The sequence below is a fragment of the Halobacillus ihumii genome (genome assembly GCF_902726645.1).
Lineage (GTDB): Bacteria > Bacillota > Bacilli > Bacillales > Halobacillaceae > Halobacillus_A > Halobacillus_A ihumii.
Genome location: NZ_CACVAO010000001.1, coordinates 4,154,207 through 4,181,184, shown reverse-complemented (window position 1 = coordinate 4,181,184; position 26,978 = coordinate 4,154,207). Strand labels below are relative to the sequence as shown.

32 protein-coding genes are annotated in these 26,978 nt (G+C 41.4%); 2 read left to right on the top strand and 30 right to left on the bottom strand.

Features of this window, described 5'->3' with window-relative positions:
- Position 1: 1 nt before the first annotated feature.
- The 29 genes from G6R08_RS20940 to G6R08_RS20805 form a co-directional block, all read right to left on the bottom strand.
- The gene (locus G6R08_RS20940; protein WP_163530901.1) at positions 2–2,602 is read right to left on the bottom strand and encodes a phage tail spike protein; all 2,601 of its coding nucleotides are present in this window, start codon (positions 2,600–2,602) and stop codon (positions 2–4) included.
- A gap of 109 nt (positions 2,603–2,711) precedes the next feature.
- Positions 2,712–3,443, bottom strand: a complete 732-nt coding sequence (locus G6R08_RS20935; RefSeq protein ID WP_163530899.1) for a distal tail protein Dit — start codon at positions 3,441–3,443, stop codon at positions 2,712–2,714.
- A gap of 3 nt (positions 3,444–3,446) precedes the next feature.
- Positions 3,447–6,515: a phage tail tape measure protein gene (locus G6R08_RS20930; protein ID WP_163530897.1), complete on the bottom strand. Its 3,069-nt coding sequence runs from the start codon at positions 6,513–6,515 to the stop codon at positions 3,447–3,449.
- 41 nt (positions 6,516–6,556) lie between these two features.
- Positions 6,557–6,754 carry a hypothetical protein gene (locus G6R08_RS20925; protein ID WP_163530895.1) on the bottom strand — a complete coding sequence of 66 codons (198 nt, stop codon included), beginning with the start codon at positions 6,752–6,754 and terminating at the stop codon, positions 6,557–6,559.
- A 158-nt stretch (positions 6,755–6,912) separates the two neighbouring features.
- Positions 6,913–7,299, bottom strand: coding sequence for a hypothetical protein (locus G6R08_RS20920; protein ID WP_163530893.1), 387 nt, complete (start codon positions 7,297–7,299; stop codon positions 6,913–6,915).
- A gap of 213 nt (positions 7,300–7,512) precedes the next feature.
- Positions 7,513–8,055, bottom strand: coding sequence for a hypothetical protein (locus G6R08_RS20915; RefSeq protein WP_163530891.1), 543 nt, complete (start codon positions 8,053–8,055; stop codon positions 7,513–7,515).
- 13 nt (positions 8,056–8,068) lie between these two features.
- A complete protein-coding gene (locus tag G6R08_RS20910) occupies positions 8,069–8,248 on the bottom strand; it encodes a hypothetical protein (RefSeq protein ID WP_163530889.1) in 180 nt (59 codons plus the stop codon).
- 30 nt (positions 8,249–8,278) lie between these two features.
- Positions 8,279–8,647, bottom strand: coding sequence for a minor capsid protein (locus tag G6R08_RS20905; RefSeq protein ID WP_163530887.1), 369 nt, complete (start codon positions 8,645–8,647; stop codon positions 8,279–8,281).
- Positions 8,648–8,649: 2 nt separating this feature from the next.
- Positions 8,650–9,093: a hypothetical protein gene (locus G6R08_RS20900; RefSeq protein ID WP_163530885.1), complete on the bottom strand. Its 444-nt coding sequence runs from the start codon at positions 9,091–9,093 to the stop codon at positions 8,650–8,652.
- Positions 9,093–9,404 carry a hypothetical protein gene (locus G6R08_RS20895; RefSeq protein WP_163530883.1) on the bottom strand — a complete coding sequence of 104 codons (312 nt, stop codon included), beginning with the start codon at positions 9,402–9,404 and terminating at the stop codon, positions 9,093–9,095. The genes G6R08_RS20900 and G6R08_RS20895 overlap by 1 nt, the downstream gene beginning before the upstream one ends.
- A complete protein-coding gene (locus tag G6R08_RS20890) occupies positions 9,401–9,829 on the bottom strand; it encodes a hypothetical protein (RefSeq protein ID WP_163530881.1) in 429 nt (142 codons plus the stop codon). Before G6R08_RS20890 ends, G6R08_RS20895 begins: the two co-directional genes overlap by 4 nt.
- Positions 9,830–9,848: 19 nt before the next feature.
- Complete coding sequence (locus tag G6R08_RS20885) at positions 9,849–10,175, bottom strand: hypothetical protein (RefSeq protein ID WP_163530879.1); 327 nt, start codon at positions 10,173–10,175, stop codon at positions 9,849–9,851.
- Positions 10,175–10,390 carry a hypothetical protein gene (locus G6R08_RS20880; RefSeq protein WP_163530876.1) on the bottom strand — a complete coding sequence of 72 codons (216 nt, stop codon included), beginning with the start codon at positions 10,388–10,390 and terminating at the stop codon, positions 10,175–10,177. Before G6R08_RS20880 ends, G6R08_RS20885 begins: the two co-directional genes overlap by 1 nt.
- Before the next feature lie 85 nt (positions 10,391–10,475).
- The gene (locus G6R08_RS20875; protein ID WP_163530874.1) at positions 10,476–11,375 is read right to left on the bottom strand and encodes a major capsid protein; all 900 of its coding nucleotides are present in this window, start codon (positions 11,373–11,375) and stop codon (positions 10,476–10,478) included.
- Between the two features lie 86 nt (positions 11,376–11,461).
- Positions 11,462–12,136, bottom strand: coding sequence for a hypothetical protein (locus G6R08_RS20870; protein WP_163530872.1), 675 nt, complete (start codon positions 12,134–12,136; stop codon positions 11,462–11,464).
- Between the two features lie 166 nt (positions 12,137–12,302).
- The gene (locus tag G6R08_RS20865) at positions 12,303–13,229 is read right to left on the bottom strand and encodes a phage minor capsid protein (RefSeq protein ID WP_163530870.1); all 927 of its coding nucleotides are present in this window, start codon (positions 13,227–13,229) and stop codon (positions 12,303–12,305) included.
- A gap of 39 nt (positions 13,230–13,268) precedes the next feature.
- Positions 13,269–14,786, bottom strand: coding sequence for a phage portal protein (locus G6R08_RS20860; RefSeq protein WP_163530867.1), 1,518 nt, complete (start codon positions 14,784–14,786; stop codon positions 13,269–13,271).
- Between the two features lie 18 nt (positions 14,787–14,804).
- Positions 14,805–16,538 carry a phage terminase large subunit gene (gene terL, locus G6R08_RS20855; RefSeq protein ID WP_205439446.1) on the bottom strand — a complete coding sequence of 578 codons (1,734 nt, stop codon included), beginning with the start codon at positions 16,536–16,538 and terminating at the stop codon, positions 14,805–14,807.
- A 112-nt stretch (positions 16,539–16,650) separates the two neighbouring features.
- Positions 16,651–16,818 carry a hypothetical protein gene (locus G6R08_RS20850; RefSeq protein ID WP_163530865.1) on the bottom strand — a complete coding sequence of 56 codons (168 nt, stop codon included), beginning with the start codon at positions 16,816–16,818 and terminating at the stop codon, positions 16,651–16,653.
- Positions 16,819–16,836: 18 nt separating this feature from the next.
- Complete coding sequence (locus tag G6R08_RS22025) at positions 16,837–16,980, bottom strand: hypothetical protein (protein ID WP_205439445.1); 144 nt, start codon at positions 16,978–16,980, stop codon at positions 16,837–16,839.
- Position 16,981: 1 nt separating this feature from the next.
- Positions 16,982–17,149, bottom strand: a complete 168-nt coding sequence (locus tag G6R08_RS20845) for a hypothetical protein (RefSeq protein ID WP_163530863.1) — start codon at positions 17,147–17,149, stop codon at positions 16,982–16,984.
- Positions 17,150–17,226: 77 nt separating this feature from the next.
- Complete coding sequence (locus G6R08_RS20840; protein WP_163530861.1) at positions 17,227–17,907, bottom strand: hypothetical protein; 681 nt, start codon at positions 17,905–17,907, stop codon at positions 17,227–17,229.
- A 119-nt stretch (positions 17,908–18,026) separates the two neighbouring features.
- Positions 18,027–18,494 (bottom strand): SprT-like domain-containing protein, encoded by a 468-nt coding sequence (locus tag G6R08_RS20835; RefSeq protein ID WP_240339790.1) that lies wholly within the window; start codon positions 18,492–18,494, stop codon positions 18,027–18,029.
- A 67-nt stretch (positions 18,495–18,561) separates the two neighbouring features.
- On the bottom strand, positions 18,562–18,969 hold the full coding sequence (locus G6R08_RS20830) for a hypothetical protein (protein WP_163530859.1): 408 nt from the start codon (positions 18,967–18,969) through the stop codon (positions 18,562–18,564).
- Positions 18,970–19,091: 122 nt separating this feature from the next.
- Complete coding sequence (locus tag G6R08_RS20825) at positions 19,092–19,628, bottom strand: hypothetical protein (protein WP_163530857.1); 537 nt, start codon at positions 19,626–19,628, stop codon at positions 19,092–19,094.
- A 122-nt stretch (positions 19,629–19,750) separates the two neighbouring features.
- Positions 19,751–20,092 (bottom strand): hypothetical protein, encoded by a 342-nt coding sequence (locus tag G6R08_RS20820; protein ID WP_163530855.1) that lies wholly within the window; start codon positions 20,090–20,092, stop codon positions 19,751–19,753.
- A gap of 188 nt (positions 20,093–20,280) precedes the next feature.
- Positions 20,281–20,460: a hypothetical protein gene (locus G6R08_RS20815; protein WP_163530853.1), complete on the bottom strand. Its 180-nt coding sequence runs from the start codon at positions 20,458–20,460 to the stop codon at positions 20,281–20,283.
- Between the two features lie 323 nt (positions 20,461–20,783).
- The gene (locus G6R08_RS20810; RefSeq protein ID WP_163530850.1) at positions 20,784–21,695 is read right to left on the bottom strand and encodes a tyrosine-type recombinase/integrase; all 912 of its coding nucleotides are present in this window, start codon (positions 21,693–21,695) and stop codon (positions 20,784–20,786) included.
- 203 nt (positions 21,696–21,898) lie between these two features.
- Positions 21,899–22,300 (bottom strand): phBC6A51 family helix-turn-helix protein, encoded by a 402-nt coding sequence (locus tag G6R08_RS20805; protein WP_163530848.1) that lies wholly within the window; start codon positions 22,298–22,300, stop codon positions 21,899–21,901.
- Positions 22,301–23,210: 910 nt separating this feature from the next.
- Here G6R08_RS20805 and G6R08_RS20800 point away from each other — a divergent pair.
- The gene (locus tag G6R08_RS20800; protein WP_163530846.1) at positions 23,211–24,752 is read left to right on the top strand and encodes a recombinase family protein; all 1,542 of its coding nucleotides are present in this window, start codon (positions 23,211–23,213) and stop codon (positions 24,750–24,752) included.
- A gap of 85 nt (positions 24,753–24,837) precedes the next feature.
- Here the strand turns inward: G6R08_RS20800 and G6R08_RS20795 are convergent, their stop codons facing one another.
- Complete coding sequence (locus G6R08_RS20795) at positions 24,838–26,088, bottom strand: glycosyl hydrolase family 18 protein (RefSeq protein ID WP_163530844.1); 1,251 nt, start codon at positions 26,086–26,088, stop codon at positions 24,838–24,840.
- 184 nt (positions 26,089–26,272) lie between these two features.
- Between G6R08_RS20795 and plsY the strand changes: the two genes are divergently transcribed.
- Positions 26,273–26,854 (top strand): glycerol-3-phosphate 1-O-acyltransferase PlsY, encoded by a 582-nt coding sequence (gene plsY / locus G6R08_RS20790; protein WP_163530842.1) that lies wholly within the window; start codon positions 26,273–26,275, stop codon positions 26,852–26,854.
- Positions 26,855–26,978: the final 124 nt, after the last annotated feature.

Sequence of the window (26,978 nt, the reverse complement as noted above, 5' to 3'; positions counted from 1 at the left end):
TTTATTCGTCTGTTACGTCAGGAATCCCCAAGTAATGCGTTTCAGGAACTTCAGGGTCGTCGTCATAGTAAACGTTTATTTTGATTCCAACAAAGGCGTCTTCACTTCCACCCCGTACAATATCGCCTTCGGTTGCGACTGCTGCCGAAATTGTATAAGTTGAACGGTGTGCGACCCCTGCGACTTCTTGCGTAATGGAAGCCGTTTCGTCAAAGTTTGGCGTGACCACAAACGACCAATCACCCGAAAATCCTGAATTTGCAATTGCGAATTTCGTCCCGACCTCAATCCAATCGGAATTAATACCTTCGTCAGCCCGTGAATTTAACAGTTGGTTAAATACGGTCATTTGTTGGGCGTCCGTTTGTGAAAGCGGGTCGTTCGCTTCTAATTCCTGAAGACGGTCGTCAATAGCCCTGCTTTGAACGTCAGCCAACGTTTTTTGCGGTTCGGAAAGTTCAACGTCCGAATTTTCGGGTTTCCTTACGTCCCATTTACGACGAACAACCCTTTGCGGCAATTCTTCGTCAATCATATCTTTATCGACAACCGCAACCGAATCGCCTAATTGATACGCTTCGTGTTCGTGTCCCGATAGCGTCGAAAGGTCGTGAACCTTTGTCGTGTATTTCATTGTTGGTTTCGACATTTCTTCGAGCATTTTTTCGCCGTCAGACATTAAATTTTCGGGAATCGTATAACGTGAATCTTTCCAACGGTAAGTTCGAACCTTTTTACGAAGGTTTAATTTTTCAACCCATTCGTAATTTTCGAGATAAGGAACGCCGTTGTTTACGGTCGTAATATTAAGTTCGCCTTTTCCAATTGGATAAATTCGTGTTACAAGGTCATACGTGTCAACCTGCCGTTCGATTTCTTCAAGGTTCTTATGATAATAGAAACGAACGCCATTGTCTTCGCCAATACGATTCAACAAGCTAACGGTTTTCGTTTCCGTATCGAACAACAATTCACCGCCCCAAATCTTTCGAACTTCCTGAAGCAATTCAAGAACGTTTCCCCAATCCTTTCGAAGTGTTCGTTTCCTTCCGTCCGATTGAACACGACCAATTTTCCAATCAATAAGCGGGTCGCCTTCTTCGTAAAACACATTCGAAAAGACCTGTTCAACCGCCGTATATGCGTTCACTTCGACAACTTCATAGTCTGCAACGTTCCATTCACGAAGTTCCGTCCAAAGGGCTTCGCAAATGAATTCAACATGAATTGCGCCTTGCTTCCCTCGAATGGTTTTCGTTTCCTTCACGATATAATGACGGTTTCCAATAACGACACGCATTTCAACGGGGTCGTCGCCGATTTGTTTACGCTTCGGGTCGTTATAAGGAAGCTTGAACGTCAAAATATCTTCAGCATTAATTTTTTCTTCGATAATAAGGTCATAGGCGTTTTGAAAATCGCCCATTGGTACAAGACCGCCTTCAAGGTCGAAGAACAATTCAAGCGGTTTATCAACCAGCGAAATTCGTTTCTTCTCTTCGAAATCAAGAATTTGAATTTCGTCAAGGATAGGCGTATTTGCAACGAAATCCGACGTTAGCGTTGCCCGAACTTGTATATAACGTTTGTCGGTTTCTGTTACAAGACCACCGCCGTCGGTTGCTTTCCATGCGTCAAAAGTCGTTCCGTCGTTACTCATTCGATATTCAATTTCAACATTCGTTCCGTTAGATAACGCAACATTCGATTGAACTTTTCCGTAATCCGTCAAGCCGCCTTCGCCTAAATCAACAATTGGAGAAAGCCACGTTTGCGGCGTAGCGGTATAGTCGCCATTTATCGCCGTTCCAAGTCGAAGCGAACCTTCTTCCGTTTCATAATCCAGATAGCGACCATTCGAAATATTGTTATAATAATTTTTGATTTGCGTTTCAGTCCAAACGTCTTCGCCAACGCAATAAATCACGTCGTCAATTGAACCTTCGAACGGATAACCTGCCGTAATCATTTGACCGACTGAAAAAGAGTTTGGAAAGCCGCCTGAAGCGTCAGGGTTTCCGCTTGTGAATAGAATCAATTCGCCGTTGACATAAGCCTTTACCGCCCAATCGGAAGCGTTTGCGTCCCATACTAAACAAATGTGATACCATTTATTCGCTTCAAACGCCTGTTTTCCCCTTCCGTAAGCCGAACCATTTGAATATAAGTTGACGGAAGTTGTTGCACCGTAAACCCTTACGTTTAACATTGAAAAACCGTAATTTGAATCATAGTTTAATGCAACGTGAAGACCTGCGTTATTGTAACCGTCACCCCTGTTCGTTGCAGGAATAGCGAACAACGCCGAAACGTCGTTTTCGGTTGGTTTTATCCATAACGAAACCATAAGTTTATTTGAAGCGGGAATACCCACGTCTTTCCAATTCGCCGTTGACCCGTTCAATTCTGCTGCTTGACCCCTTGCGCCCGAAACAATTGTTGGACGACTTGCGTCAAGCCATTCAAACGTTGATTCGGTTTCAAGACCAAAATCAGGGTCAGAATTTCCGTTGTAATAAATATAAGGATTGATAGGGAAATTCGGAAGGTCAATTGAACGGAAATCTTTTGTATCCGTAAACAACGCTTTTTCTGTTGCCATTGTCGCACCTCCAATTTTTAGATAATAAAAAAGACACCTTCCCGAAGGAAGGCGTTCGTTGTCTTCCATTTGACAATTAAACCAAATGAAAGTTTGACAATATAAAGTTTTATAGCCACGTATCACGAAATTCGAATGTTACTTCCGCAACGTTTCCGCTTGCTTCATAAGTGTTTTCGCCTTCGTCCATTTCGAACCAATCGCCCGAAACATATTGATAAGCTGCCGAACCTGTTTCGACCATAGTCTTTTCAATACAATCAATTTCGTAAACACTTGCAGGCGAATCACTTGAAAACGTAAGGGTCAACGTGTTTCCGTCGTTTCGTGTCAATGAAACCGCACCGTCACCGCCATTATGCGTAATGGTCAACGTTGGTTTTGCAACATACATTCCGTTATGAGTAACGGGGAATACGGTTGAATACGTCCCAACACGAAGGTCAACGCCGTAAGTGTGTGGCATTTGGGCGCATGTGAATTGAATCGTGAATGTTCCCATTTGCCCGACCTGTTCAAGCGGAATTTGATTCGAAACCCGCCCGAAATAACATTTGTCAGGTTCGTCGTCGAATATAATCATTTTCGTTCCTTTCCGTGGATTCAAAACGCTTGCAAACCTTCGTGCATTATTTTTCATTGACGAAGTTCCGTCGCCGAAAATCGTACATTCGACTTCGATTTCACGGGGGTCATAGGACATTCCGTAATCCCATGCCCCGTCGAAACCTTTAATTTCTTGAAACCTGTTCGAAATAGGCGGCGTCATTGGAATATTCTTTTTGTTGACAACGACGTTCAAACTATCGGAATGAACGCCGTCGAACGTGAATCCGTTCATAAATTATCGCCCCCCTTGTGAACGGTCTTGATTACGCTGCAAGTTGTATAATTCTTTCGATACATTGCGAACGTCCCGTTCATCATTCGTTTCCATCCGTTCAACGTTGACAAGCGGCGCATTATAGTTCGTTCCGCCGTTTCCGTTACCATTTCCACCGTCAGGTAAGTCGCTAAAATCAACCCTTCCTGAAGACAATCCGCCAATTTGCGGTGCGGAAATCTGCATTCCGTTCATGCCGATAAATGCTTTCTTCAAGGAATCAACGCTTCCAAGTACGCTTTCAGCAACATTCGCCATTGATTTTTTCGGAAGTTTCGCAACCCTTTCGATACCGATTTGTAAACCTTTAATCAAGTTTACGCCAATTTCATCACGGAACACACGGGAAGGTGAATTAATCCCGAAGAAATCTTTGATTCCGCCGAGTACGTTACCCGCAAAACCTGAAAGTTTTCCAGAAATCCAACCTGCCATATCACTAATTCCGTTCCATAGACCACGAATCAAGTCCTTTCCGACGTCTAATAAATTAATATCAGAAATCGTATTGAGAATTTCTTTTGCAATGTCCCATGCTGCGGAACCAACTTGACCGATAATCGAAAGAATTCCGTCAATCAACGCCCAAATGATTTCGACACCTGCGGAAAGGATTGCAGGAAGATTTCGAATAAGAGCGTCCACAATGGCGAAAATCAGCTTAATAGCTGCCGAAATTAATTGCGGAAGAATTTGAATAATGCCGTCAATCAATGCAAGTAAAATGTCGATACCTGCCCGAATGATAGTCGGCAAATTCCGAATGAGTGCGTCGGCAATCGCTAAAATCAACGTAATCGCCGCCTGAATCAATTGCGGTAAAATTTGAATAATACCGTCAATCAACGCCATTAAAATTTTGATTCCTGCCTGAATGATTTTCGGAAGCAACTTAATCAACGTTTGAATAATCGTTGTAATTAATTTAATAGCTGCCGTAATCAATTGCGGTAAAATCCGAACAATTCCATCAATCAACGTCATAAGAATTTTAATACCCATTTGAATGATTTTCGGCAATAGTAACGTAATCATGGCAACAAGTTTATTGATAACCTTTGTCACCGCACCTAAAATAAACGGTAACGCCTTTAGAATTCCGTTAATTAAGGTCATAAGAAGACGGATACCTAACTGAATGATTTTCGGCAAATACAACACAAATTGTTGAATCAACCGTGTAATGATTTGGACAACCTTCGTCAATAGCTTCGGAATTGCTTTTTGCGCCCCGTCGCCAAGACTTGAAAATAAAGTAAGTCCCATCATAATCAATCGTGGAATACCGCCAATCAGAAATGCGATAATTTGCGGAATCAATTGTTTGACTGCATTTAATAACGGTGTAAAGTCACCCGTCATAATCGCTTTCTTGATTGCTTTATATAGGTCAACAAATTTATTGACCAAACTTCCGATAATTTTCGAAATGACTGCATAGACTTTCGTTTGTTGGAAAGCCTTCCACATTTGCATGATTTTCGTCCGTACCTTCGTAATAATCGAACGAAGGCTTTCCATGTTGAAGCCCATTTTCTTCAGCTTCGCAATGATAACGTCACCGTATTTCGAAAATAGAATAAATGCACCGACAATAAGCCCAATCCCTGCGACAATTAAGAGCATAGGCGCATATGCAGCAAGATAAGAAAGCCCTAACGCATAGTTAAATGCAATCATTCGTGCCGTACTAACGATAAGTGCGCCCAACGCTTTCGCCTTTACAATCGCCGCATGTGCGATAAAGCCAAGCATTGCAGGAATAACAACCGCCGTCAGTACGCCTGCAAGTACCGCAAACGCCGTTCGGTTTTTCCAAATGAACGAAAGGATTGACCCGAAAATACTTGCGGTCGTTCCGACGACTTTTCCAATCGTCCCGAATACCGCCGTCAACGTCGCTTTGATTGCGGGCATATTCTTCATGACCCAATTCGCAAATGAATTTAATTGCGGAAGCATTCGTTTTCCCATTTGTTTCGCCCATAACATGAACTCATTTTTGATTTTCGTAATCTTCGTGAGTAAGTTGTCTTGCAGCGTTTTTCCCGCCCTTGCGGTTGCGCCTTTGACGTTTTTCAAACCGTTTTCCGCTTGCGACATAGCAAGTACGGCGTCACTTCCCAAATCTTCCCACATAGTACCAAAATAGGCGACACCCAAACGGTTTTGCTTCGTCTTGTTATCAATCTTTGACAAACGTGACCCAACCTTTTGTAACGCTTCGTCACCTGTGATTGAACCGTTTGCGACACCTTTGAAAAATTGGTCTGCCGCTTTTTGCGACCCGAACAATTCTTTTGTCAATTCGTTTGATTGCGCCGTTCCGTCGTGCAATTTAACATTAAACTCTTTCAAACTATCGGCAATTTTATCGAAGTCTTTCGACCCTGCTGCCATACCTGCGTTCAATGCGCTTGCGAACGTATCCATAGAAATACCTGCGTCAGCTAGTACGGGCGAATATTCGTTAAATGTTTCTAGTAAATCGCCTGATTTATCCCCCGCTTGTTGCGCTAACTTCGTAAACATATCCATAGATTCGGTTGACGTTGCACCCCACGCCTTCATAACGGAATCCGCCGCCCGAATAGATTCGGTTACTTCCCAACCGAACGCCTTTTGTAACGTAAGTGCTTGCGTAGCGGTTTTTTCGGCTTCTTCGCCCGTCTGTCCAAGAACCTGTTTAATACTTGTCAACGTTGAGTAAATATCTTGATAGTTCCCTTTTGCATTTGCAAACAAATTGTCTGCGATTTGTTGGAACTCTTTCATTTCTTCTTTCGTTGCGCCTGTTGCAGCTTGCATTTTATCTAACGCCTTTTCTTGTTCAAGTGCCATTTTTGCGCCTGCTGCGCCAACACCTGCCGCCGCTACTCCTAACGCTGCAAATGTTGCGCCTGCTGCTTGGCCGACCCTTTGCGTCGTTTTCGAAAAATCATTCAATTCGGATTTTGCTTCGTCCATTCCCTGTTTGAATTCGTCAACTTTAAGTTTTAACGCTGCAACGATTTCCCCCGCTTTCGCCATTTATTTACACCCCCGAAAATAGTCAAATAAAAAAGAAGGCATTACGCCCCCTTGCGTTTTTGAGAATTCTCACGCATTTTACGGGCGATAGCCTTCAAGTCGTTTTCGTCTTCTTTTGTCATTTTTTCTTTACCTAAATATGACTTGCCATCAACGTCTTGCAATTGCTTCTTAAACTTCGTAGCCAATTTGTTCGGGTCTTGCGTATGCGGGTTTTGGGCAATCGCCAATTCAGTCATTCGGTCGTTGACTTCATCCTTCTTGATTCGTTTAAGATAAAATTCAACTTCGTCAGGATAAACTTCTTCAAGCGTTTGTTGTTTCGACCAACCATAATTTATTGCGAATAAATGGATAATGTCGAAAAGCCATTCTTCTTCGGAAGCACCGCCCGAACTTACTTCGTCGGACGGTTCATCACGTTTTTTACTTGACCAATCACCTTTTGAAGATTGTTCACCTCGTAAATAGCAAGGAACAATTCAACACCGCCGTCAAGACCAATTTCAGGGTCATTCGCAAGCGTGTCTTTATCAATGCCTGAACCAATTGAAATGATTTCGATTACTTGACCCCACGCTTCACCGAACAATCCGAACATTGCTTGAAACATTTGTTCTTCATTTTCCGTATCAATATCCGACAATTCAGACATAACGCCATTCGGAAGTTTTTTCAACGCAAGCATTAATTGTGCGTAATCGCCAAGCGGAAGTTTTTTAACCTCAATCGTATCACCGTTTCCAAGAATAACGTCTTTCTTCGTTCCAACTGCTTTTTCCATTTCGTAACACCTCTTTTATAAATTTTCGAATTCGATTCCTTTCGCATTTAAGGTTGCGAACCTATTTTCCTTGCGTCTTACGTGCAATATTGATTGCCGTTTTCTGCTGCTTGTTTTCTTTTAATCGTTTATCGTCTTGACGTTTTTCTTTCGCCATTCAAATCACCTTCGCTTTAAAATAGAAAACCCGCCCAAACAAGGACGGGTCATAAATTACGTTGTTGAACCTGAAGTGACGGAAGTATCGCCAATTGTGGCAAGAAGACCGCCGTCATCCCGACTTTCGTCAATCAATGCGGTAAACTCCACTTCGTAAACTGATTGTTCGTCTTTACGGAATGGAAGCGTAACTTCGGACGTGATAACCGCTTTGTGAAGCGTGATATTAAGTGACTTGTCGGAAGTCGGCAACCATGAAGGGTGAAGAACAAGTTCTTGTGCATTTTCGGAAAGTCGCTTTCCTGCCTGCGAACCAATCGTAAGTTTCTTCGTCCCTGCCGTTGAATCTTCGACAATCGTTCCTGTTGGAATTGCGTTCTTCAATTTGTCAACGGTTACTTCCGCCAATGGTACAGTCACCCGAACAACTTCGCCTGTCAGCGATTTATCGACCGCCGTGTTTCCGTAAAGGTCAACAATGACGTCTGTATATTCAGGTTCATAAGCAAATTCGCAACCGCCGTTTGTGTGTCCCAAATCTTCCGTTCCATACGTTAAATTTTGGACGCCGATTTGAACATTCGAAATATCGCCCATCTACAAAACCTCCTTATGCTTTGTTTTCACCCTCTTTCTTTTTGGGTTGTTCTTTGAATTTTTCAGCCTTGCCCCGTGCAATAAAAGATTCCGCACGGTCTTTCGGAAGGTCAACAATGTCGCCAACCTTAATTTTCTTTTTATCTTTGACGAAAATTTCGTCATGCTTGACTTCAATAAATTTTACTTTCATGCGAAAACCTCCTTCTTTGGTTCAATTCTTCTATTGCCGTACTTTACAAGCAATATTGATAGAATAAATTGAACGACCGTTGTCGTCGTGGTCAAGATAAATAGGTTCACTTTGTTCCGCAAATGTTCCGTAAACATAAGACGAACCGATTTCGAAATGTTCCCGACCGTGAAAATGTTTCCAAATTTTTTTGGCAATTCGTTCGGCTTCGCTTGCTTGCCTATGCCGTACAATAATTTGAATGTTTGGCGAAGTCAGTCCGATAATATAATGGTTCGGCGGTTCGCCACCTTCTACACGAACAACGGCGCAATCATTCGCACGTTCGGGAAATTGATTCGCATAATAGTCGATAGATTCAACCGTTTCCATATACGAAATAACTTCGGCAACTTCCATAATTATCGACCCCTCAATTTATTTTTCATTACTTTCGCAATATGGTCATAAAATGCTTGACGTTCTCCTTTCAATGGACGTTCAAGATATTTACGACCGACCTGGTACGTTTTACCCGACATTCCTGTTGTACCGCCTTTCGCTTCAGATTCTTCGCCAAGTTCATAAACGCCTTCGTGAATCCATAACGCATAGTTGAAATCACCTTCAAGAACGGAATAAGAAACTTCGGCTTCAATGTTTCCTGCGGTCTTTCGAACCTTGCGTTTATGCGATTTCTGAAGGATTCCTTTATAGAACGGCGTGATTTCTGAAGAAATCCGAATCAATTCGTCAACAACGTCATTCATTCCCTGTTCGCCTGCTTCCATTGCGTTTTTATCCGCCATTTCCATTTTTGTGAGAAAGCTGCTTGCGTTCACGTCAAAATTCATTCCGTCAGCCATTAGACCACCACCTTCGTAAATGAAACCTTTCCGTCAATGTTTCGCATGAATTTAATATTGTTCGGTTGATCGGTTTTCACTTCGCCATTTGGTTCGGTGAAACGTACTTCGTCAGCATGAACAACGTCAACGAATCCAATGAATAGAATCGTATATTCAGGAACAACGTCTTCTCCTTCCGTGCGGTCATTGACGGTTGTCTTCGAACGAACAAAGCCCTTCAGGTTTAACGTTTCCCCTGCAATCGGGTCGCCCCAAATATCAAGCCCTTCAGCCTTTACAATTTGAATATCATGCGGCGTTGGAATCATTCGAAACCTCTTGCCGCACGACGATTGCGCCTTTCGATATACTTGGATTCTGAATCAATATAGCCGACCCTTGTACTGATAGAGCGTCCAACACGACGCCCCAACACCATTTTCGCCTGCGGTGCAATAGTTCGGTCAACTTGCGAAAGGGAAACGGAAATTCCGTCAACTGAATAAGACGTGACACCTGCTTCGGCTTGCTTTCGTGCTTCCGAAATCTTCAACAACCAATGCGTTTGTTCGAAAACGGCTTGATTCGGAATTGGTCGTTTTTCAGGGTCGTATTGCGAATAGTAACGATACAAAATATTTGAAGCGTTTTTCAACGCCCGTTTCTTGTCGGGTTCGTCGGCGTTTACCCATGCAGCATTTTCGAAAACTTCTTCGGTGAAATAGGTTTCCGCTGCTTGTAAATCAATCGCCATTTATAGCACCCCCGTTTGTTTATCGTGCCAACGCTTGAACGTCGAATGAAGGCGAAGTTCCGCCCGTTTCGTATTTCAAACGAATATATTTCTTGTCTGTAATAACGCCAAAACGTTTGTCAACAACGGCTTGCGTAATTTGTGGAATTGCGGAAATTTCTTCAAACGTTGCGTTGTCGTCACTTCCTTCAACAACAATATCAAGAATCGGTGAAGTCCCTGATACGTTGGAAACGTCAAGACGAATTTCAAGCGGTTCGGATTGACTAGAATTCACTTCAATTGCGTCGCTTGTCGCCGTCGCCGTTACTGTATCCGTAATTGTTAGAAGACTATCCCACGCCATTATTCATCACCTTCTTTTTTAGTTTCGGCTTTCTTTCCAGATTGCTTTTTCGTTTGCTTTTTCGGTTTATCTTCGACAAATTCATATCCAAAATCTTGTGCAATACGTTTTGCTTTTTCTTCTTCACCTTCAGGAATTTCAGCAACGCCGTTTCGGAATTCCCATCCAAAATAAACTGCATTATAATTAGTGCTTAAAGCTTTAAGTTGTGCCATTCGAAAGACCCTCCTAATTTTGAGATAAAAAAAAAATAGGCGGAAGCGGAATCAACCCGCAACCGCCTTTGGTTCGTTATTCAAATTATGCGGTTGTGTCTTGCTTACGGATTACACCGCCAAGACGTGCCGCCGCTTTCGGGTGAAAGTCAGCAAGACCGCAATAGAATTCAATACGAGTACGATATACAGGTTTGGAATCAATTTCGCCTAAGTCTTCGACCATTACGCCGCCATTCGTTAGACCTGAAATCGCTTCTTGCGCTCCGAAACGTACTGCATAAATAGAACCTTCGTTTGAATTCGTCCCGTTAGCAAACGGAAGAATACCGTCTTCAACTGTTCGAATTTGAACATCACCGAAATAATCGACGGGACGACCGAATTCGTCAGTTCCGTTTTGAATATAGTGCGGCGATTCTTGCAATAGAATCTGAAGTTCACGACGCATTGCTTTCGACATAAACAAGGCGTCAGCACCGCCTTCAACGCCGTCAAGTAGTTCGTGAAGCATAATCAATTCTAATGCTTTACCGCCTGCCTGAACTTCGTTTCCGTTATTGGCGATACGCTTTTTCAAGCCGTCGAATTCGCCCGTATTTGCGGAAGCGTCACCGTGGAAGAACTTGTTCGTAAACTCTTTCGCAAGTCCTTTTACCTTCAAGTTCGTTTGAACCGCACGTTGGTTATTTACGTTTCCAAGTGTTCGTGCAATAAATTTGTCAACGTCAACGTCGCCCCCAACGATAGAAAGCGTGTCAGACTTTTGAACAACACTTCCGCCGCCTTCGGTGTAACCTTCATTCACCTTACGGAATTCAACTTCGCCAAGTGAATCTTCTTGGTTGTATTGATAAGAGTTCCCTGCAACCTCCATTTGCGGAAGCATTTCAAGGACAGGTGAAGTTCGTGCGAATGTTTCAATTACGCCCGCTTGCAAAGTATCGGTTGATAGCTTCGCTGCTTGTGCTAGTGATAAAGCCATTTTGTCATTCCCCCTTTCGATTTATTTGGTCGAAATCAAAAGGTTTACAACGCAAAAAGAAAACTTGTTTACGTTACAACCAAAAATTATTTCCGACCGTATCCCGATAGAAGTTTTTCCATAGGGTTCATTTTGTTTGTGTCTTTTGTTTCTTGACCTTCTTGCGGATTTGTCTTTTCACCAACTGGTTCTTCCGCTTTATTGCCAAATAGACCTTTTTGTTCCGCATTGTTCACCCATGCAAGCTTTTGTTCAGGCGACAAATTTTCAGGAATCAGGTCGTGATAATCTTCGTCAATAGTTTCAAGCTTTGCGTCAAGTAAACCGTTGATTGTACCTTCCAACGCTTCAATGCGTTCGTCGGCGGATTGTTTTTCCGTTTGTACGGCTTCAAGATCATCTTGCGCTTGCTTGTAAAGATTTTCATATTCGCCACGCTTTTCGGCTTCTTCCTTTTCCTTGCGTTGGCGTTCCGTTTCTGCTTCGTCTTGTTGCTTTTTGAAAGAATCCAATTCTTTCTTCATTTCCTTATAATTTTTGTTTACTTCGTCGAAACGGTGCTTCGGAATCATGTGTTCCTTGTCGTCTTTCCCGTCGTCCTTATCGTCGGTTTTGGTCGTATCCGTGTTTTCCTTCCCGTCGGAAGCTTGACCGTCACCGCCTTCACCGTCGCCACCTTCAGCGAAATGTTGAAGATTCAAACGAAGAAATGGTTTTTCTGTTTGTTCCTGTTTTTCTGCAAGTACGTTTTCAACTGTCATTATTTATTCCTCCTTGCCTTCGAATTGTTTTCGTCGTCACGACCGACGTTGGGCATTTGTAATAAAAAGGAATCGAATTCGAAAACCCATAAAATAAGGATTCACGAACCGATTCAATAGTTAATTCGACCATGTGACACTTTCACAAGAAAAAGTTTCAAATTTTTTATTTATTTTTCTGTTTCTTCAATAGTCGTTCCGCTTCGCTTCGATTTTCTTCGAACTTGTCACGAATGTCTTGCGGTAAAATATCCAAGTCACGAACAGGCGTGATTTTGTGACGACAATTCGGGTGAAAGATAAGGTTCGACCGACGCAATTCTTCGTAAGTCATAAAGCCTTCCGTTTCTCCATTCATAGAAATAATTTGTCCTTCGAATTTTCGACAAGCGTCTTCAGCGTTATGGTCGGAAACAATCGCCAAGTCAACGTTCCTTTCTTTCGCTTCAAGACGTGTTCCTTCAACGTGTGCTTGCAGCATTTTCGTTCGTGTAACCATTTCGGCGTAAGTGTGAAGCTTCCAACGTCTGCCCGCCTTGTCAACGATTCCGACGTTACCTGTCTTTTTGAACATTTTCCGAAGTTCTTTTTTCGTCACGTAAGTCGCCGACCTTCGTCCCTGATTCATTGCCGCCGATTTCGCTTGTTGTTCACGAACGACATTGCGAACCATTTTGATCGTTTCTTCTTTCATTTTGTTGTTCGCCTGAAGCAAGTCTTTATATGTGTCCGTGACCAATTGGCGACGGGCGTCAACAATCGTTTCGGAAGCGGCAACCATTCCAATCGCTTCGTCAAAACTTGCGGCTTCTCCAAGCGCAACAATTGTTTCGGCTTGCCCTAATTTGAACGCCGTTTCGATTTTCTCTTTCGCCCATTCTTCAGATTCTTTGTCAACGGTGCGAAGTCGTGACGCAACATATGCCAAGACCTTTCGCATTTGCGCTTGCGAAATTTCTTTATCCTTTCCATACGTTGACAATTCAAGAATTCGATTGAGAATATCTTCAATTGCCTTTCCGTAAATACGAACCAAAAAATCAATTTCTTCTTCATATTCAGGAAGTTCCAAATCCCATTTCGGCTTTGCCAAATCTTTCACCCCCTACAAAAAGAAAAAGCAGGGAATCAGTTATTCCCCACTTTCGTCATTGTCTTCTTGATTTGAATTGTCGTCTTCCGATTCAAGCGGCGTTTGAAATGCGGAAGGGCTTGCGAACATTTCGGAATTTCGTTCGTCTTCCTTTTCGGCGTCTTCTTCCATACGTTGAAGTTCCGCTTCCGCTTGTTCTTCGGTCAATCCGTCGATTCGCATGAGTGCGGTTTTTTGACTGATTGTCGGCTTGCCGCCTGTTCGAACGTTCATGATATTCGCAAGTTCGGCGTCGTCTTGCGGTAAACCGTCCTTGAAATGAATGGTAGGTTCAACAATGTCATAATTTGCTTTACTTCCTAACTTTTCATGTTCAAGCATTTGTGCAATCATAAACATTTTCTTCAAGCCTTTATTATAGAATTGACGCTTCCTATTAATCTTTGAAAGCAACGAATTCATTCGAAATTTAATTGAAAGACCTGAAGACCCCGACGTTCCTGAATCGCCTTTCCCTAACGCAAGGGCGGGAATTTCAGCGTTTACAAGCAACATTTCCGTCACCCTGTCGAGTTCTTCAAACGCTGCCTGAAGTTGTCCGTCCCATGTGATATACTGCGGAACAATATCGTCTTTACCCATGATTTCGAATACCTTGTCACGACCAACCGCAAAAACAGGATTTCCGCTTTCGTCTTCGCCAAGTACACCAGCAGGAACCGCAATTGACGGGTCAGCGTGTTTGTCGAGAATTTCAGCGATACGGGTCAAGCGGTTGTTGATTTCGTCAAACATTGGTTTATGTTCGGACAAATCGTCTATCCCTTGCCAATCGTCGTCAGTCGAATAGTTCGGAATGTGAACGACAAGCGGAAACGGGACGCCTGTTTGAACCGTGCGGCGTTCGCTTTTAATTTCGTTTTGAATCTTCCATTCCACAACTTTCATTCCTGAAGTATCGAACGGCATAATTTCGAACTTGGAATATTCGATTCGGTTCGGATAATGCGATTCAACGTGAAGAATCCATTCTTCGTCGCCTGTTCCTTCGACTACTGTCGGATATGCAACGTGAACAACTTCGATTTCTGAAGCGTCACCTTCACTAACTTCAGGAAATACATATTTCGGATTCTGCGGTTCAATGATTACACGGAACGGGTCGAATTTCTTCGGTACTTTTCCGCCCCACTTTTGACCCCAACGAATTTTTAAAAAAGAATCGCCACGGAACGCATTTCCTGTTGCGGATTGTTGCAGCTTCATATTCAAATCATTTTGTTCAACAATTCGGTCAATCGCTTTTTGTTCTTCCGATTCATCTTCACGACCTGCCGAAAATGTTGGCGGTTCACCAAATAAAAAGTCTGCGGATTTCTTGCAAATTAAGCCCGCAAGATTCGAAGAAATATAAACGGAATCCGACGGAACATTTTGCAGCCTTTCGAAAACGTCGTAATGGTCGCCAAGAAATAATTTTTTGTTTTGTGCATAACGTTCGATTCGTTCCCTGTGACCAATTGGCGGATAATATTCGCCTGTCTTAAATAATGCCATTGTCAAACCTCCTTTCGTTTAGATTCCTTTCGGTTTTTTGTAATGCGTCAATCGGCGCATTTTCGTTCCTGCTTCAATTGCCATTTGTAAAGCGTCAGGCAAGTCGTCGTTGACGCCGTTTGGAAATTGTTCAAGTTGTTCAAGCAACAAACGTTGGTGACGCATGAAACGAAGCGCACCGTTTTCAACAAGCGGTTCAAGTGCTTCAATACGTTCTTCTTTTTTCGTCCTTGATTGAACAGGAAGAAGTTTCGTTCGATAGATTCCTTCTTTCGGCATTGCCGCTTTCAGTTGACGATAGAAGTCGTGTTGCGCTGCGACTGTTTCAATCATGAAGACTTTCGGATTGTATTTCTTCATAACTTCTAACGCTTTATTCAACGCTTGGTGAGCGGGTACTTTTTTCGCCCACGCTTCGACGATATAATAAACGCCCGTTCGTTTATCACGGGCGACGGTTACAATTGCGTTATAGTCGGAATTTTTATTTTTACCCATTGCAATATCCCATGCCGTGAAGTATTCGAAGAAACGTTCCTTTTCGTGCTTTTCTTCATAATCGAAATACGTTAGTTCATCAGGTCGGAAGATTGCGTTTTCCGTGTCGATAGGATTGTTCATAAATTCGGAATTGAACGCCCTGCTTCCCATGTTTACCTTTTCGTGAATCAACGCTTTATAATTCCAACGTCCAGACCAAAGAACTTCATGACCCTTTTCCATTTCTTCTTTGTTCCGCTCAAAAAATTCTTCCGCTTCTTCTTTTCGGTTTTCGTTCTCTTGATCTCGAAGAATGGATTCGTATTCGTCCCATAAATCGCCCCTGTCAGGTTCTTCGACAATTGCGGCGAACTTCTTCGAATGGAAATCACTTCGACCCATAACGTGTTGCAATAATCCTTCAGCCGTGACCGCCGTTCCCATGTAAATAAATGCGGTTCGGTCAGGTTCACCGATTGGAATAACAACCGAATTGAACCAATGAATATTTTTCTCAATCAGTTCAGGCGTATTTGTATTTTTAGAAGATTCTAAATCGTCACAAATTACCAGATCGGGACGGTGTGCGCCGTTACGTTTACCCCGTAACTGTTTCCCAATTGAAGCGGCTTCGACCATTGTTCCCGTTGTCGTCAAGAATCCGTGTTCGTTATCTTTTTCATTTCGTGATTTTTCAGGCGACAATAATTCCCCGAAGTCATTTCGAAGCTTTTCGTTATGCTTCATTTCGTCACCAATCCATTCAACGAATTTTTTGGCGGCGGCGTCCGTTTCTGAAATAATCAAAAGATAGTGCCGCTTGCCGAATGCAATTTGGTGAACGGGGAAGATATTCGAAAGATACGCCGATTTCGCATGACCCCGTGGGGCAGACCACGCAACCCTTTTGTTGATTTCTTCGTTTGAAACAACGTTCATAATCCCCGTAAGTTCCGTATGGAATTCAGGGGCGTCGTCAATTTCGATTCCTTCAGGAATAAGGTTCCCGCCGTTTTCAGGGTTTCGTTCTTCCGAAAAGTATTCATACGCAAAATAAAGCGTGTCGCCGTCGCTCTTATCAATACGGTTCAACGCTTTCAGTTCTTCCATATAATCAATCAATTGATTCGTTTGCCTTTCGTTCAAGTTTCCGTTTTCCTTCCGAAGCCGTGACAATAATTCGATAGCTTCGGCGATTAGTTTCATTCGTTTCTTTCGTGCCGTTTGGTCAACGATATATTTTCGGTCAACAATGCCGACATTCTCGTTCATTCACTTCACCCCTTTTCGTGCAAAATAAAAAGACGCAACCCTGTTTGGGTTACGCCTTGATTCGCTTATCTTCTATTGTCATAAATAGGGTGAAAAGTGAAATAACAAGATACTATTTTTCATTCGCCTTTTCAAAGTAATGAGATAGTTTTTCATATAGTGCCGAATTTTTGGGAACGCCTGCAATATTGTCTTTATCAAAACGAATTTTTATATACCCTTTTTCGTCTTTGATTGCCCTTAATCCCAAACCGTCTAAATCCAAATATTGCTTTGCCATTTTAAAAATCCCCTTCTGTTATTTGAAAATTTTATTGATTGCTTTTCCTGCCGCTTTGCCTGCGATTCTTCGACCGACACGTTTACCAACCTTTCCTTTTTGGACTGCATTCACGTCGTTCGAAAATTTAAGTGCGTCGTAAATAATTTTCTTGATTCCCATTTTATTCGCCGCCTTTCATTGCTTCAGCAATTGTTTCGAATTCCTGTTTCGTCAGGTGAACAAAATCAACATTGTCGGTCAATCGGTTATATGTGCGAATTTCAACGTCTTCCCCTCGAATGACCGCAACCTTTTTGTCTTTGACCAATTCTATTATCTTTTCATTCATTTACAATTTCCCCTTTCGAAATACTCTATTAATATTATACAACAATTAATTTGGGAAGCGGGTCGCCCCGCCGCCCCTTATGCTTTTTTGATAATTGCTTTCGCTTCGTGGATTGTTGGAACGAAGTCGATTTCGTTTTTGTCGGCGTCCTTTACAATGTAACCAACTTTCGGGAAGTGCTTCGCCTTGATTGACATTCCGTTTGAAGCTTTCCAGAATGTTCCGTGCTTTTCGAAAGTCACTTCTTCAGGCGTTTCGATTTCTTCGTTGCTTTCGACTTCAATCATTTGAAACTTTTCGAAGATTCCCGCATAACTGTTTCGATTCTTTTCCGCTAAATCCTTTCGGGAATGGTAGGAAAGGACGCCCCAACTTCCGTTGTCGTAAGCCGCAAGAACAAATTGATAATTACTTTTTTCGCTTTTGCGTTTTGCAACCCGACCGTCAGGAAGAACGACATTGTATTCGAATTTCTTTCCTGCCTTGCGAACGCTTGCCGTTGTGATAACTTCTTCGTTTTCTTCAGCCGCTTCTTCTTCGTTATGTTCGCATTGTTCACAATCACATTCCTGAATTGTACGGATAGCCGCAAGTATTTCTTTTTGTGTGTATTCGTGCGCCGTGTGTACGCCGTAACCCATGTTTCCGAAATAATAACCTTCTTTTGCAATCGCCCAATATCCGTCGCCGTCGTTTTCTACAATTTCAATCATTCCTTGATATTTCTTCGGTACTTTGATGTTTGTTTCGTTTTTCATTTTGTCGTTCCCCTTTCGTTTGTTTGACTATAATTATATTATACGACGAATATTATAATAGGTCAACATGTTTTCGAAAATTAATCAAAAAAATAAGAAGGCGAAAATCCTTCGCCCTCTTAAATCTCAACTTCACCAAGGTATTCGAAGCGGCTTTTGCATTTGGCGCAAATATACCGTTTGTCATAGCCTTTCATTTTCTTCGTGAACTTCTTCCCGCAAACGTCGTTTTTACAACGGTACAAATGCCCGACGCCTTTGAAGCGGTATGTTCCCGTTCGACTTACACCAAGGCGGTCAACGGTTCGCTTGAACGTAACGTCGCCGTCGTGAAACGGCTTCCCTTGCATAAATAAAGCGTAATGAACGCATTCATGATATAAGACGTCAAGAACGATTTTATTTGGTTGATTTTTTACGAACTCATACGACATTGATATTTTCTTCGGTTGGTTTCCGCTAAACTGAAAATATCCAAACGTTGATTTCAGTCGTTTATTAATTTCGATTGGAACTTCGATAGCCATTCCGAAATTATCGAATAGAAATTTTTCGGCAGCTTCAAACAATTGTTTTCCGTTCATCATTATTATTTTCCCCTTTCGAAAAGTAAACTTGTTTACAAGAAGGGCGAAATAAATCGCCCCGCCTGTATTACCTTCTAACGATTGTTGAATATCTTGCGTAATTATAGCCTTGTGGGTCAACGACAATCATTTCTTTCGCTTGTGGCGTTGTAACCCCGACACATTCACGGAACGCCCCACGCATTACTTGACGCCTTTCTTCTTCCGTCCATTCGAAGAATCGTTTGCCTTCGATTGAAGCGGGTGCGGTTGTTGAATCCGTTCCGCCTTTACCTTCGAGAAAGTCCCAATCCGCAAGAAGATTATATTTAAAATATTCGTATTCTTCAGCGTCCATAATTGCGATTTCGACAACCTTGAAGTCTTCGGAAATTCCTTCGACGTGTGACCAATGCGTTTCGATTTCGTTGGCGTGGTCAACCTTGCAAGCGAATTTTCCTTTTTGAATTTGTCCCGTTGTGTTAAGTAATTTCATTTTTAAATTTCCCCTTTGCGATTTGATAATTCCATTATACGACGAATTATGTATGTACGTCAACATGTTTACGAAAGAAAAATAAAAAAGACGACGAAAATTATTCGCCGCCTTCGTTTGTATTATGTTAGTTCCTGAATCGTTTCTTTCATATCTTCGTATGCTTGCTTAGTGAAATCGGATGTTGGTTTCCATTGGTCAGCGTATTGCGTTTTTTCTATTGCGTCCCCGTCCGAATCAATGCTTGCAGTCCTTACATATTGTTTGTGTCCTATTCCCGCACGAAGTTTCATCAATTTTTCAATGTCATCTTTATACTTAGAATTCATTAATGTTTCATAATTTGCGGATATTGCGTTTCTAACGGCTTCTGCTTTCTTGTAAATTTCGTAGCCTTTGTCAACATTTGAAGTCGTGTTTTCAAACGCCTTTTCAATTTCCGTAAATGCTTCTTCGAGTGCTTCGTGTTTTTTCGAATCCGCTTCCGTTGGGTGTAGTTCCTTTTTCGTATCAGGAACTTCTTCGAAACGAACGGTTCCCGACGCTTGTTGTTGCGCTTGTACTTTTTCGGTTTCGTTCCCGCCGTCCATATTAGACATAACGAAAATTGCTCCAACGACTAGGACGCCGTATCCCGCCGCAAGTAATTTCTTCTTCATAATTGTTCCCCCTATATTCCAATGATTCCCTTCAATGGTACAAATAGATTTCCGCTATGTCAACAAGTTTACAAAAAAAAGACGCCTTCCCGAAGGAAGACGCCAAAACGTATTGTTTATTATTAGCGATAGAACACAAGCGCAATACTTTGCATATGGTCTTCGTAACCAGACCAACCGCTATAAAGGTCAACCCAAAGTCGCATTACCCTAGTTCCTGCCGTGGAATAATTGTGAAATGCTTCGTTTACTGAACCTCCGCTTGCAGCATTACCCGCATATTTGGTTTCAATGTCCCAATAATATTCGGTATTACCTTCTTGCATTGTCATTTTGACATTAAAATTGCCGTGTTCACTTGCGGTGAAAGTTGTAAAAATGCTGTAACTATCTTGGTCAACATACAAATACATTGGTTCATTTGGGTAAGCTGTTCCCTCAGTGTAATAAACTTCAGAATACATAAAATCACTCCTTAAAATTAGATTTGTGAAAGACTTCCTTGTCTTTCGATAAAACGTGTTGTGCTTGAATCACGATTTGTAACACCAAAGGTTGAATACAATGACACAAGAACAAAAAAAAAATATGCCGCCGTGTTTGGCGACATTTCATAATTAAACTATACGGATAAAGAACAAGTTACTTTTCGTTAAAACGGCGGATTGATTTCGATTCCTGCATACCATAACGCAATAACAAATGCGCCAACAATCATTGCAAGCGGAAATATAACGTAAATCAAAAAGTTAAAAATTACGATTAGTAAAAACCAAACGAACCCGCAAATAAAAATAAACGTATTCAATAGAATGTCGCCAACAAATTTCATAATGCCGCCCCCCTTGTACGTTTTCAATGAAACGTGTTGTAAAGGAAGCGGCGTTTGTGACATTCTCTATAATTTACTACCGACTACGTTTTTCTTCTTCGTTTAAAATGACCACAACGAATACAAACTTTAAAATCCGTTTCGGCGGTGTACTTATGAACGCCCCGAAGCTTACATTTGAATATTCGTTTGAAGAATTCCGCCATGTTGCGAACCTCCTTTCGTTGAACATTCCAAATCATAAACGGCGAATAAATATTTTGTCAACATGTTTGTTTGTTTACCTTTATGCAAAATAAAAAGGTCGGCATTTCGCCAACCCTTTAAAAATCGTATTCATTTCCGTTTAACGCTTCAGCGATTTCTTTCATTGACGGTTCAATATATCGTCGGGACGTATCAACCGAATCATGACCCGCCAAGCTTGCGACAATTTCAATCTTTCCCGTTGTATCCGCAACATTTTTCAAGAAAGTATGCCGCAATTGGTGAACGGTAAAATGGAACTTTAGATTTTCGTTTAACCTACCCGCCATATGTTGAACGCCCCTTGTCGTCATTTGTGGCGAACGTTCACTTGGAAATAGGAAGTCGCTTTCAACGTCCAAGTCTTCACGATATAAAAGCCAATGCCTAACGCTTTGCGCCGTTGCTTTATTTAATGGAACGTGTCGAAACTTTTCGCCCTTTCCGTTTGTAACCGTAATCAATTTATTTTCGAAATCAACTTCGTTTTCCTTCAGGTTCACCAATTCGTCAACCCGTAATCCTGCGTTGACCATAAGCGAAAATATAGCGTGATACTTGACCCGCTTCTTGTCGTTTGCAATGCGTTTGATTTCGTCAAAGATTGCTTTTACTTGATTACGGTCAAGCCATTTTGTTTCGTTTTGCTTGGCGACCTTCTTCGGCTTGATTCCGTCCATTGGATTCGCTTCGACGTGACCCTTTCGTTTCATTACGTTGAAGAACGTCCGTAATGATTGCAACCGTCGGTTTATCGTTGCAGGTTTCGCACCCGAGTTTTTCAAATGAGTTGCGTATTTTTTGAATGCTTGCTTATGGGTCGGAACGCCCCCCGTCCCCCGTTGGGCGGGGTCGAATTCTTCAACGTTTTCTTGCGCCCATTTATTGAAGTATTTCAAATCATACACGTAATTTCTAACGGTTGCTTCGCTTCGTCCTTCTTCGTTCATTTCTTCGATAAACATTTCAATGAAGTTTTGTTCAATCATCTTCGTTCATTCCCTTCGTTTAATTCGCTATGAATATTATACGACGAATCAACAAGAGAAGTCAACAATATTATATGACGAATTTATTTTGCGTATTCCTATTATATCAACGTTACTGTTTATTCATACAATTATTATTCGTCGTATATTCTCTATTATATAACGAATATCTTGCGTCTATATGTAAGGGAAGGCGACAATAATTAATCGCCCTTTGCTTCATCAATAAGCCCACGTAATTCAGATAGTTCATTTTCAATGTCGCCATTATCCTTATCTTTATTAGATACGTTTTGTTCGATTTCCTGCTTTTCAACCAATAGTCCAAATAGCTTGTAAAATAGCTCTATCGCCTTTACGTTACCTTTTGCAGCTTGCTTTTTGTGTGCGCTCAATACGTCAGGAATTTCATCTTTAACGTTATTCAACGACTGTTCAACAATCGCCTGCTTGAATTCAGGTTTTTGTCGCCAACGGTGCAATTGTCGAACACTTACGCCACAAGCTTCAGCAATTTCGTCAAACGACATTCCCGCCTTTTTCGGCATAGACAAATATCCGATTGCCTGAATTTGCGTTTCTTTGAATTGCGTCATATCTACCATAACAAATAACCCCCGTAAATGAAAAATTTTATTCGGTCGTCCAAAGACGGCATTCAACGTATATTTGAAACGTAATCCACCAACGTAAAACCAACGTAATTTGCACCGTATTTAACGCCAATAAACGCCTTCGTGACGGTATTTTGTAACGTTCTTTTAACGTCAATTATACGTCCATAAAACGTTAATTTTACGTCAATTATTACGTCATTCCAAAATGTCAGTAACGCCTATTTTTACGTTATTTTCGGACAATGTTTTTGACGCTTATTTTCACGTCTTTGACGCTATTTTTACGTCAATATATCCGACAATATATTCGTTCAATATGCGTTCAATTTACGTCTATAACGTTACTTTCGTTTCTAACGTCAAGATATTCGAAATCAATATTCGCTTCAATTTGCGTTATTATCCCTTTCGGGAAATTGCTTCGCAATTATTGGTTTTCTTAAAAGCAATAATTATTGGTTCTAGTTCGTATGGATTTCGTTCAATACGTTATTTCTAGTTCTTGTGAAGCGCATTTCACAATCCCGTGATGAAACGTATTTCACAACCCGAAGTGAAACGAAATCTTGACAAGTATTAAATTTTAAATTTCTGAAGCGGCTTTTTTGCGCTGCAATTTCACATTCTTTCGCAACCCGATTTGTCGGCATATACGAAAGTTGGAAATCGAATCATTGACCGTTTCGCCAACCCGTTTCATTTTATTCGAACGGTGCATTGTAACGGTTGAATTCGAATTCCTGCGACAAAGGCATGAACGCCAATGTCTCTTTTCCTATTAAGTAAGTACGCCGAAGCGGTTATTTACAAGTTATTTTGACGAATTATTTTTCGCTTGTAATGTAATCTTGTTTACAATATAATTTAATGTATAAGTAAACGAAAGGAATGATTCGTCGTGATTGAAGGATTACACAAAAATTCACAACTTGCGGTTTATGTGCGTAAATCACGTAAAGACGAAGACGATTCGGAAAATACGTTGACCAAACATAAGCAACAATTAAGCGAATTTCTTGAAAAAGAAGGTTTTCAAAATACGCAATGGTTCGAAGAAGTAAGTTCCGCCGATTCGATAAACAAACGCCCAATTTTCGTCGGCTTGCTTTCTATGATTGAAGCAGGCGCATTTGAAGCGGTTGTTGTTGTCGCTTGGGACAGATTGACAAGGGGTTCGCAAATAGATTCGGGAAGGGTCGCCGAAACGCTGAAGGATTCCGACACGTTGGTTTTAACGCCAACAAAGGTTTACGACCTGAACAACGAATCCGACGAAATGATGAGCGAATTTGAATCCGTCATTGCTCGTTCGGAATATCGTGCAATCAAGCGACGTTTACAAAACGGTAAAATAACGGCGGTCAAAAATGGAAAGCATGTGAACGGACGTGCGCCTTTTCCGTATAAATACGACCGAAACGACAAGAAAATTAAAATAGACAACGAAAAGAAAAAAGTCTATGACCTCATATTGAATCTTTACTTGGAAAAGCACAAAGGAACAAGAGAAATTGCCGTTACATTAAATAGAAAAGGGTATACTCCGCCAAGTAATAAACCAAACGCAATTTGGCGGAAATGCCAAGTTCGCAATCTATTAAGAAGTGAATTCACGCTTGGATACGTCCAATATAGAAAAACGAAGCGGGTCGGAAATCAAACGTTATTACGTGACCCAAAGGAAATGATTACTACCAAAGGCGAACATACACCCGTAAAAACGAAAGAACAACACGAATTGATTTTGAAACGTATGGCGCAACAAGAACGAATCAGTCCACGGGCGAAGAAAGGAACGCATATTCTTTCGGGTTTATTGGTCTGCGGTGTTTGTGGCGGCGGTTTAACCTTTCGTAAGCAAAAGAAGAATCCAAAAACCGCAAAAACAGACGATTATTATATTTATGTTCGTAAATGTATGAATCCTATAAATAACGGCAAGGATTTTTGCAAAGCAAACAAGACCTGCAAGCAGGAAGTTGTTCTTGATTACGTTTATAAAAGTATGCTTCGTCATAAAGAAGAAGTGTTGGACAAACAGAAATTTGAAGAACAACAAGAAGAACGGGAAAGTGGTCAAGAATTGATAAACGTTCAGGAACGAATTGTTGAAGAAACAAAAGAATCAATCGAACGTCTTGACGATTTATACATTGACGGGCATATCAATAAATCAAAATATGAAGACCGAAAAAGTACGCTGCAAGGAAAGATTTACGAAGCTATGAAGGAAATCGAAAGAATTGAAAAAGACCACGATTTGATAAACCGTGTTACGAAAGAAGACCGTCTTAAAAAATGGGAATCAGTTGATATTGAAGAATTGTTTAGTGACGAAATGGGCGTAAAGGAGAAAAACGAAATCCTGAAGTTGTTGATTGAGAAAATCGAATACAAACGTGAAGGCGACAATATGGAAATAGAAATAACGTATTATTGAAGCGGCAGGCGTTGACCTGTCGTCTTTTTTATGTAAAAATCCCGTCATAGAGACTTTTTATCAATGGTCTTTCGTGAGAAGTCCTTCAATGCTGGTCGTAAGCCATTACGATTAAGTAGTCAGCGGCTTCCACCAATTCAGCCCGCTCATAAAATTCCGACCACTGAGAACTATCAGAAATAAATGTAACATCTACCGAAATAACCAACCCTTGATTATGGGCTCGGGGAGTAAGTTCTCTAACAAATTGTGTAAACCATTTGCCGTCTTCCTGATAGACATTTTCAAAATCCAGGTTAATTCCATCCAGGTTATACTTTTCTGCAAATCGTAACAGCTGATGGACCATCTTTGTCCTCTTCTGATAAGCCGGCAATACTTTTGAAGTTAATTCAGGATCAAAGCCATTCGAAAAAAGCGCCCACACTTGATCTCCGTTTGAATGGGCCGATTGTACATAGGAAGCGGAGGCACGACTGTGAATTTCACCTTTGTCATTAACAAGGGTGAACCATGTGGGAGAAAGCACAGTAATACCAGGACGGTTAGGAAGCTCTTCTGGATTTGCACGTTCGGTATAAATCCCGTCCCAGGCAAGGTGAATGGGGTGGGTGACTTCGCCTGGCACTTCTCTCTTTTCTCGTTCTTTCTGAGTTTGTACAGTGGAGGTACCTTTAATCTGCAGAGAACTTTTAGGAACATACCCTGTATAACCGGAAGGGGTCACAATAAGATAGAAATCCTGCTTCTCCATAAGAACGGTGACCTTGTCTAATCCTTGCAGACTGGTATAATAGGATGACGTTACAGTAGGTTCGCTTCTGACAGCAAGCTTATACTCTTCTACATCTGCCTTAACCTTTGCTATTTTCTTTTCAAACCCTTGCGAAAAGGTATGGACAGCACCATTTGGATACGTTTTAATAGATAAAGCATATATAGTTTGAAGAAATTCCGCAGCGATCCATCGATTCTCCTCTGTTTCGAGGACAGCACGATAAGTAATGTCTATCAATCTATCATTCTTTTTATAAAACGGCTTGCCAATGGTAATTTGATAAACATTCTCTACCGTAGTAGCGATCATGGAATCACTGTTCCGATCATAAACGACGGGTTTATTCAAAGCCTGTCGTACATATTCAATAGGTATGTAAAGGCGCTCATCTTTCATCACCCCATGAAATTCCGAACGTTTTCCTTCATAAAACAAAGGTTGTTCATAGGAGGAAAACTCAATCTTTTCGTTCGATGGGAATGGATATAACCATATAATTGCACCGAGCAGCAAACATCCAGCAAAAACCCAAAGCCATACTTTTTTCTTACGATTCATATTCATACGATCCTTTCTAGACTAATCATAAAGGATGTAAGGGGTAAAGAAAATAAAAGCAGGTTCCAGGCTCAGTTAATTTGTTGTTCTTTCACACCAGATATAGTGATAAACTATATAAAAAAGGGAAGTACCATTGGAGTCTCCCTTACCCAATTCTTCAAGACATAAGGAGTTGTACAGCATGGAGTACGCCATTTACATCATCATAGCTTATTTGCTTGGATCAATACCTTCAGGTCTGCTTGTTGGTAAAATAGGCTACGGTATCGATATTCGCGAGCATGGAAGCGGCAATCTTGGAGGTACTAATACGTTTCGGGTATTAGGCATTAAAGCAGGATTGCTCGTAACCAGTACAGATATGTTAAAGGGAACGGTCGCCACGGCTTTGCCGCTTTTAATGGGAGCCGATGTGATTACTCTGATCATTGGAATATTTGCTGTGATTGGACATACGTATCCTCTTTTTGCAGGATTTAAAGGCGGGAAAGCGGTCGCCACTTCCGCTGGTGTCGTGTTAGGAATTAATCCGATTATTTTTATTATTATGTTAGCAACCTTCTTCCTCGTCCTGTATATGAGCAAGTATGTGTCACTATCTTCCATGATTACTGGAATAGTCTCAGTCGTTGTTTCTATTATATTTCAGGAATATGGGTTAACGATTCTTATCGCACTATTTACAATCTTCGTGATCTATCGCCACCTGTCAAATATCAAGCGGATTATAAACAAAACGGAACCAAAAATAACTTGGATGTGAAAGAAGTCTATGACAGGTGAACTGTTGTAGACTTTTTTCTTCTGAAAAGTGTAAAATGAACACACATTGGCAAAGCAATAAATTGTATAATTATTGTTACATATTGTATACTTTGACGTATAAC